Origin of the sequence: Pseudoxanthobacter sp. M-2 (genome assembly GCF_046156265.1) — a bacterium.
In the GTDB taxonomy this organism is placed as follows: domain Bacteria; phylum Pseudomonadota; class Alphaproteobacteria; order Rhizobiales; family Segnochrobactraceae; genus CAMDHY01.
Window position 1 is genome coordinate 1 of sequence record NZ_JAWDIR010000025.1, and the last position, 7,219, is coordinate 7,219.

Genomic DNA, 7,219 nt, shown 5'->3' on the forward strand with positions numbered 1-7,219 from the left:
TCAAGCCGGGCCATGACGGGGGAGGGAGCGGACGAGGCCAGCGCCATGCTCAGCCCGCCGCGCGAACATCCCAGGGCAGCCGGCCGCGCGCGCCTCTCGCGCGGCCCCCGGCACACGCCTCACCCCGTCGCCCGCACCACCGCCAGCGTGATCGCCGTGCCCGCCGCGGCCGAGACGGCCGACAGCGACGTGCCCCAGGCGATGTCGACCAGCGCCACCGACCCCGGCCAGTTCTTCAGCGTCGCCCAGTTGGTCAGGTCGTAGGTCATATAGGCGAAGAAGCCGAACAGGGCGCCGCGGACGAGCGCCTGGGTCCAGCGCCCCTCGGCCACCGCCGGCATCACGGCGAAATAGAGCAGCCCGGCGATGAACAGCACGTAGAAGGCGATCGCCGGCCCCCAGACGACGCCGTCGGCTATCAGCCCCTCCAGCCGCGGCCGGTAGAACTGCGCGCCCACCGTCGACAGCCAGACGGCGTCGACGACGGCGAACACCAGCGCCGTTGCCACATATGCGATCACGACGCTCTGCATCGACCGGTCCACCTGTTGTTGCAGGACCCTCTACGCCGCGGGAGGCAGGCCGGTTCAGCGCCGCTCGCGGAAAAAGCCCCGGAGCAGGTCGGCCGCCTCGCGCTCGCCGATGCCGGAATAGACGTCGGGGGCGTGGTGGCAGGTGGGCGAGGCGTAGAGGCGCACGCCGTGCTCGACCGCGCCGCCCTTCGGGTCGCCGGCGCCGAAATAGAGGCGGCGGAGGCGGGCGAACGAGATCGCCCCGGCGCACATCGGGCAGGGCTCCAGCGTCACGTAGAGGTCGCAGCCGATCAGCCGCTCCGAGCCGAGCTTTTCGGTGGCGGCGCGGATCGCCAGCATCTCCGCATGGGCGGTCGGATCGCGGAGCTCCAGCGTGCGGTTGCCGGCGGCCGCAAGCACGGCGCCGTCCGGTGCGAGGATGACCGCGCCGACGGGCACTTCGCCGCGCGCCGCCGCCGCCCGCGCTTCAGTGAGCGCGAGCGTCATCGGCGACGACGGGGCGGCCGCGCCGCGGGGCGGCGGCGGGCGGTCCGCGGTCTGGTCGGCATCCCGCATCACGAGGCTCCGTTCGGCCACGCTTTCCCGTATCGGAGCCGCGGCTGCTCTGCTATCACGCGCCATCATGTCAACATCCGAAGAAACCGGCGACCGTCGCGAACGGATCGCCAAAGTCATCGCCCGGGCCGGGCTGTGCTCCCGCCGTGAGGCCGAGGAGTGGATCGTCGCCGGGCGCGTCGCCATCAACGGCACGCTGCTCGAGACACCCGCCCATACCGTCGGCGAGGGCGACCGCGTCACCGTCGACGGTGTGCCGCTGCCCGATCGCGAGCCGACCCGGCTGTGGCTCTACCACAAGCCGCGCGGGCTGGTGACCACCAACAGCGACCCCGAGGGCCGCCCGACGGTGTTCGAGCACCTGCCCGAGGACCTGCCGCGGGTGATGACCATCGGTCGCCTCGACATCAACACCGAGGGCCTGCTGCTGCTCACCAACGACGGCGGCCTCGCGCGCGTGCTCGAGCTGCCGGCGACCGGCTGGCTGCGCCGCTACCGCGTGCGCGCCCACGGCGACGTCACCCAGGCCGATCTCGACAAGCTGAAGGAGGGCGTCGCCGTCGACGGCGTGCTCTACGGCCCCGTCGAGGCGACGCTCGACCGCGTGCAGGGCGCCAACGCCTGGCTGATGATCGGCATTCGCGAGGGCAAGAACCGCGAGGTCAAGCAGGTGCTCGGCACCGTCGGCCTCGAGGTGTCGCGCCTCATTCGCATCTCCTTCGGCCCCTTCCAGCTCGCCGATCTCGAGCCGGGCGAGGTCCGCGAGATCCGCGGCCGCATCCTGCGCGACCAGCTCGGCGACCGCCTCGCCGACGAGGCCGGCTGCGTCTTCGCCACCGGCAACGACGCCGAGCCGCGTTCGTCGCGGCCGCTCAAGACCTCGGCGCGCTCCGCCGCCCTAGCCGCCGACAAGCCGCGCGCTTCGCGAGCCCGACCGGTCGCCGACGACGGTGCCGCGCAGCGTCCCGGCGCCCGCGAGCGCGCCGCCCGTGTCGCCCCCGCCGGCCGCCGTGCCGGTGACCGGCCGCTGTCGGGTGGCGGCGACGGCCCGCGCATGGCCTCGCGCGGCTCCCGCTCCCACGACGAGGGCCGCTCGCGCGGCACCCGCTCCCACGAGGACGGCGGCGGCCGCGGCGCACCGCGCTCGCGCACGCCGCGCCCTTCCGAGGGTGCCGGCGACCGTCCCGCCAACCACCGCCCGCGCGTTCTCGCGCCGACCGACTGGACTGGCGAGTATGCCAGTGAGGGTCCGGCACCGGCGAAGGAAGAGCGTCCCGCCAAGCGCGGCGCGCCCCGTGGCGACGGCCCGCGCAGTGCAGGCTCGCGCGGTGATGGACCCCGTGGCCGCTCCGACGGACCGCGCGGGGCTGCCCCGCGCTCGGCCGGCTCGCGCGGCGATGCGCCGGGTGCGGACGAGCGGCCGCCGCGGGTCGTCCGCCCGTCGCGCGGGACCTCCGTCTGGCGCGCCGACGACGCCGGCGGCCGCCCCATGCGCCAGCGCGAGACCGGCGGGCCCGACAGCCGTCCGCCGCGCGCCGCCGACGACCGTCCCGCGCGCCCGCCGCGCGATTCCGGTGATCGTCCTGTGCGCGCGCCGCGCGCCGATGGCGACGGTCCGATGCGCCGCCGTCCCGACGCGGAGGTGACCGGCTGGTCGCCGCCGCAGGGGCCGGTCACCGCCACCGACAAGCCGAGCCGCCGCATGGCCGCCCGCGCCCGCGACGCCGCCACGCTGGGTGACGCCGCCCCGGCCCGGCCGTCGCGCGACCGCCCGTCGTCCGGCGAGCGGACGCCCTACGCCGGTCGCCCGCGCAGCGACGAGCGGCCCGCCCCGCGCGGCCGCGGCGACTTCGCCGACCGTCCGCCGCGCCGGTCCGCCGACGGCCCCGCCCGCCCGCCGCGCCGCACCACGGTCGAGGGCGCCGAGCGCCCCGTCCGCGCCCCGCGTGCCGGCGGCGACCGGCCCTACACGCCCCGTCCGCCGCGCGCCGAAGGCGAGCGCACCTACAAGCCCCGCGCGCCGCGCGCGGAGGGTGATCGTCCCGCCCGTGCACCCCGTGCCGAGGGGGAGCGGACCTACAAGCCGCGGGCTCCGCGCGCCGAGGGCGAGCGGACTTACACGCCACGGGCGCCGCGTGGTGACGGTGAACGGACCTACAAGCCCCGCCCGCCACGGGCCGACGGCGACCGTCCCGCCCGCGCACCGCGTGCCGAAGGCGAGCGGACGTACAAGCCGCGGGCCCCGCGTGCCGAGGGAGAGCGGACCTATACGCCGCGTCCTCCGCGTGGTGACGGTGAGCGCACGTACAAGCCGCGTCCGCCACGGGCCGACGGCGACCGTCCCGCCCGTCCGCCGCGCGCCGGCGGTCCCGCCGGTGCCAGTCGTCCGGCCGGCAGCGGTCGTCCCGGCGGCAAGCCGTCGTTCGGCGGCGACCGGCCGCGGCCGTCCGGTCCGCCGAAGGGTCGTCCGCCCGGCAGCACCCGCGGCGGTGGTCCGAAGGGCAGCGGTCCGAAGGGTGGTCCGCGCAGCGGCGGTCCGAAGGGCCGGCCGGCCGGTGGCCCGCCGCGCGGCCGTCCGCGCGACGGCCAGTAGCCTCCAGGCGATCGGGGCGCGGCGGTGCGCATCGTCGGCGGACGTTTTCGCGGCGCCTCGCTCGCCACCCCGGCCGACCGCGCGACGCGGCCGACCTCAGACCGGCTGCGCGAGAGCCTGTTCAACATCCTCGCGCACGCCTATGACGACCCGGCCACCGAGGCCCGCGTCATCGACCTGTTCGCCGGCACCGGCGCGCTCGGGCTGGAGGCGATGTCGCGCGGCGCCGCCTACTGCCTGTTCGTCGAGGACGCCGGGTCGGCGCGGGCGCTGATCCGCCGCAATGTCGAGACGCTGTCGCTCACCGGCACGACGCGGATCTTCCGCCGCGACGCCACCAAGCTCGGCCCCTGCGCGCCCGTCGACCCTTTCGACCTCGCCTTCCTCGACCCGCCCTACGGCAAGGGCCTCGGCGACAAGGCGCTGTCCGCCCTCGTCGGCGGCGGCTGGCTGAAGGACGGCGCGCTCGCCGTGCTCGAGGAAGAGGCCGCGGCCGAGGTCGCGATCCCGCCCGCCTTCACGGTCGAGGAACGCCGCACCCAGGGCGACACGGCGCTGCATTTCCTGAGATATTCGAAGACGGCCTGACGCGCACGCCGGCCGGCCAGCCGGCCGTCAGCGATGCACCGTCACGACCAGGTGCCGCCGGTCCGCGTCGAAGCTCAGCCACAGCGATGGATCGTCGTAGGTGAAGTCGGTACTGCGCCGGCCGCGCCGAAAGGCGGCCGCCGTCTCCGGGGTGAAGCGCAGCAGAGCCGTGAAGCGGACCGCCTTGTCGCCGAGCATGAAGGCGACGCCGGGCAGGTCGAGGGTGTCGTTGCCGAGCCCGCGCTGGTCCGGCAGGATGTCGTCGACGCTGAGGGCTCCCCGCGCCTTGCCCCCGGATCCGATCACCTCGTTGATCCGCCAGGCGAGCGAGGAGAAGAAGAAGCGGTCGGCCTCGTCCGTCGTCGGCACGCCGACGCCCGTCATCCGCCGCACCGTGCGGAGCGCCGAGCCCGCCGCTGCGATGCGTGTCAGCGCTTCCGTCACCGCCTCCGCCACGACCTCCATGTGGAAGCCGCTGGCGTGGAGAAGGCGGTCGGCGTCGAGCATCAGGCCGACGTGGCCGGGCCAGAACAGGAGGTCGCCGCGCCAGAGGCGCGAGCGGCGGCCGTCCACGGGGGCGGCGTCGAGGGGCAGTTCGTCGCCGAGGGCGGCCTCCTGCTGGTCGCTGTCGCGCGGGGCGGCGACGCCGGCCATGCGCAGCGACAGCTGCACGAGGCCGGAGCAGTCGAGGCCGAGCGTGGTGGCGCCCCCCCACAAATAGGGTGTGCCGACCAGCCGCTCGGCGACCGCAACGAAGTCGGCCGCGCGGGCGTCGATGGGCTCGAGGTGGCGGGCGATCACCGCGCCGCCGCCGTTGGCGAGCACGGCGTAGACCGTGCCGCGCCGCTCCTCCTCGCGCACCACGCTGACGCCGGCGCCCATCGACAGGTGGCCGAGGGCCGGCAGCTTCAGGTCGGGGCCGGGGTAGCGGAAGGTGCGGAGCGCCGCCACGCGGTGCGTCGGCGCCGGCTCGGGCGGCCCGAGCATGTCGGCCGGCAGGTAGCCGACATAGCCGTCGCGGGAAAGCTCGCCCCACGCCCAGCCCTCGATCGTCTCCTCGTAGATCGTCACGAGGTCGCCCGCGAGCGCCTCGCTGTCGAGGGGGGCGTCGAAGCGCGGCGCCCGGTGCAGCGGCGCGGAGGCCGCCACCACCCGCCGGAGCTCGCCGTCGACATAGCGGTCGGCTTCGACGACGCCCTCGAGGCGACGTGCCGCGAGGTCCGGGCGGGCCGGCGTGACGCGGCGGTCGAAAGCGGGGGCGTCGCTCACCGGCTCAGGCCGCGCGCTCGCGGGCTTCGAGCTCCCGCATCGCGGCGGCGTCGCGCAGCGACAGGTCCGGATAGTCCGGATCGCTGCCGACCTCCGGCAGGATGCGCCAGGAGCGGGCGCACTTCGAGCCCACGGCGAGCGCCGGCACCACGGCGACGCCGGCCACCTCGTCGAGGCGGAAGGCCTCCGCCGGCCCGTTCTCGGCCGACAGGGTCGCATTGCTGGTGATGCAGATCTCCGCGAGGTCGAGGCCGGCGAGGGCCGCCCTGAGCTCGGCGTCGGTGACGTGAACCACCGGGGCCGCCTCCAGCGAGGCGCCGATGCGCTTCTCGCGCCGCTCGATCTCGAGCGCGCCGGTGACGACGCGGCGCACGAGGCGCACCTTCCGCCACTTCTCGGCCAGCGCCTCGTCGCGCCACGACGCCGGCACCTCGGGGAACAGCCGCAGGTGCACCGAACCGTCCTCGGAGGGGTGCAGCGACTGCCACGTCTCCTCGGTGGTGAAGGGCAGCACCGGCGCGAGCCAGGCCGTCACCGCCTCGAAGATCGTCCTGACCACCGCGAGCGCCGCCTGACGCCGCTTCGACGACCACGGATCGCAGTAGAGCGTGTCCTTGCGAACGTCGAAATAGAAGGCCGAGAGGTCGACCGTCATGAACATCGTCACGGCGGAGACGGCGCGCTTGAAGTCGTAGGCGAGGTAGGCCTCGCGCACGACCTGATCGAGCTCGGCGAGCCGGTGCAGCATCAGCCGCTCGAGCTCCGGCATCTCGCCGTGCGGCAGCGCGAAGCCCTCGTCATGGGCAAGCGAGCCCAGCATCCAGCGCAGCGTGTTGCGCAGCTTGCGGTAGGTGTCGGCAGTGGACTTGAGGATCTCCGGGCCGATGCGCTGGTCGTCGGCATAGTCGGCCGACAGCACCCAGAGGCGCAGGATGTCGGCGCCGTACTGCTTGATGACGTCCTGGGGCGCGACCGTGTTGCCGAGCGACTTCGACATCTTCCGCCCGTCCTCGGCCATGGTGAAGCCGTGGGTGACGACGGTGTCGTAGGGCGCGCGGCCGCGGGTGCCGCAGCTTTCGAGCAGCGAGGAGTGGAACCAGCCGCGGTGCTGGTCGGAGCCTTCCAGGTAGACGTCCGCCGGCCACTTTAGGTCCGGCCGCTTCTCCAGCACGAAGGCGTGGGTCGAGCCGGAATCGAACCAGACGTCGAGGATGTCGTCGACCTTCTCCCAGGCGCCGAGATCGTCGACGAGGCCGCCGAGGAAGCGCTCGCGGGCGTCGTCGGTGAACCACGCGTCGGCACCCTCGGCGGCGAAGGCCGTGGTGATGCGAGCGACGAGCTCTTCATTGGCGGGGAAGCCCGGCCCCGGCGCGATTGCTTCTGTCCTCGTGTTGCGGAACACGGCGATCGGCACGCCCCAGGCGCGCTGGCGCGAGACCACCCAGTCCGGCCGGTTCTCGATCATGCCGCGGAGGCGATTCTGCCCGGCGGGCGGCACGAAGCGGGTGGCAGCGATGGCGGCGAGAGCGCGGCTGCGCAGGGTGTCGGGCGTGTTCGGAGCGAACCCTCCCCCCTCGCGGGGGAGGGCAGGGAGGGGGGGAGCGGCAAGTTCGGCATCGGATTGGGGTGAGGAGTCTTTCTCGCCGCGCTCCCGCGCGGCGGGGGGGGGGGGGGGGGGGGG

4 protein-coding genes and 2 pseudogenes are annotated in these 7,219 nt (G+C 74.9%); 2 read left to right on the forward strand and 4 right to left on the reverse strand.

Annotation, left to right across the window (positions count from 1 at the left end; translation table 11 throughout):
- Nucleotides 1-119 precede the first annotated feature (119 nt).
- Both RUR49_RS14795 and RUR49_RS14800 read right to left on the reverse strand, forming a co-directional pair.
- A complete protein-coding gene (locus tag RUR49_RS14795) occupies nt 120-533 on the reverse strand; it encodes a DUF2177 family protein (RefSeq protein WP_409147172.1) in 414 nt (137 codons plus the stop codon).
- A 54-nt stretch (nt 534-587) separates the two neighbouring features.
- On the reverse strand, nt 588-1,019 hold the full coding sequence (locus tag RUR49_RS14800) for a nucleoside deaminase (protein WP_409147176.1): 432 nt from the start codon (nt 1,017-1,019) through the stop codon (nt 588-590).
- 136 nt (nt 1,020-1,155) lie between these two features.
- On the opposite strand from RUR49_RS14800, the pseudogene RUR49_RS14805 reads away from it, so the two are divergent.
- Nucleotides 1,156-2,115, forward strand: a pseudogene (locus RUR49_RS14805) (pseudouridine synthase); the annotation flags it as partial.
- Nucleotides 2,116-3,705: 1,590 nt separating this feature from the next.
- Entirely contained in the window at nt 3,706-4,269 is a 564-nt protein-coding gene (gene rsmD, locus RUR49_RS14810) for a 16S rRNA (guanine(966)-N(2))-methyltransferase RsmD (protein ID WP_409147174.1), read from the forward strand.
- 381 nt (nt 4,270-4,650) lie between these two features.
- Here rsmD and RUR49_RS14815 read toward each other — a convergent pair.
- Both RUR49_RS14815 and RUR49_RS14820 read right to left on the reverse strand, forming a co-directional pair.
- Nucleotides 4,651-5,538: pseudogene (locus RUR49_RS14815) on the reverse strand (NlpC/P60 family protein); the annotation flags it as partial.
- Nucleotides 5,539-5,542: 4 nt separating this feature from the next.
- Nucleotides 5,543-7,219: class I tRNA ligase family protein (locus RUR49_RS14820; RefSeq protein WP_409147175.1), on the reverse strand; the 1,677-nt coding region annotated here is incomplete at its 5' end.

What these genes read in the sequence shown, in the direction of transcription:
- RUR49_RS14795 (WP_409147172.1), bottom strand. Translation starts at nt 533, where the DNA reads ATGCAGAGCGTCGTGATCGCATATGTGGCAACGGCGCTGGTGTTCGCC.
- RUR49_RS14800 (WP_409147176.1), bottom strand. Translation starts at nt 1,019, where the DNA reads ATGACGCTCGCGCTCACTGAAGCGCGGGCGGCGGCGGCGCGCGGCGAA.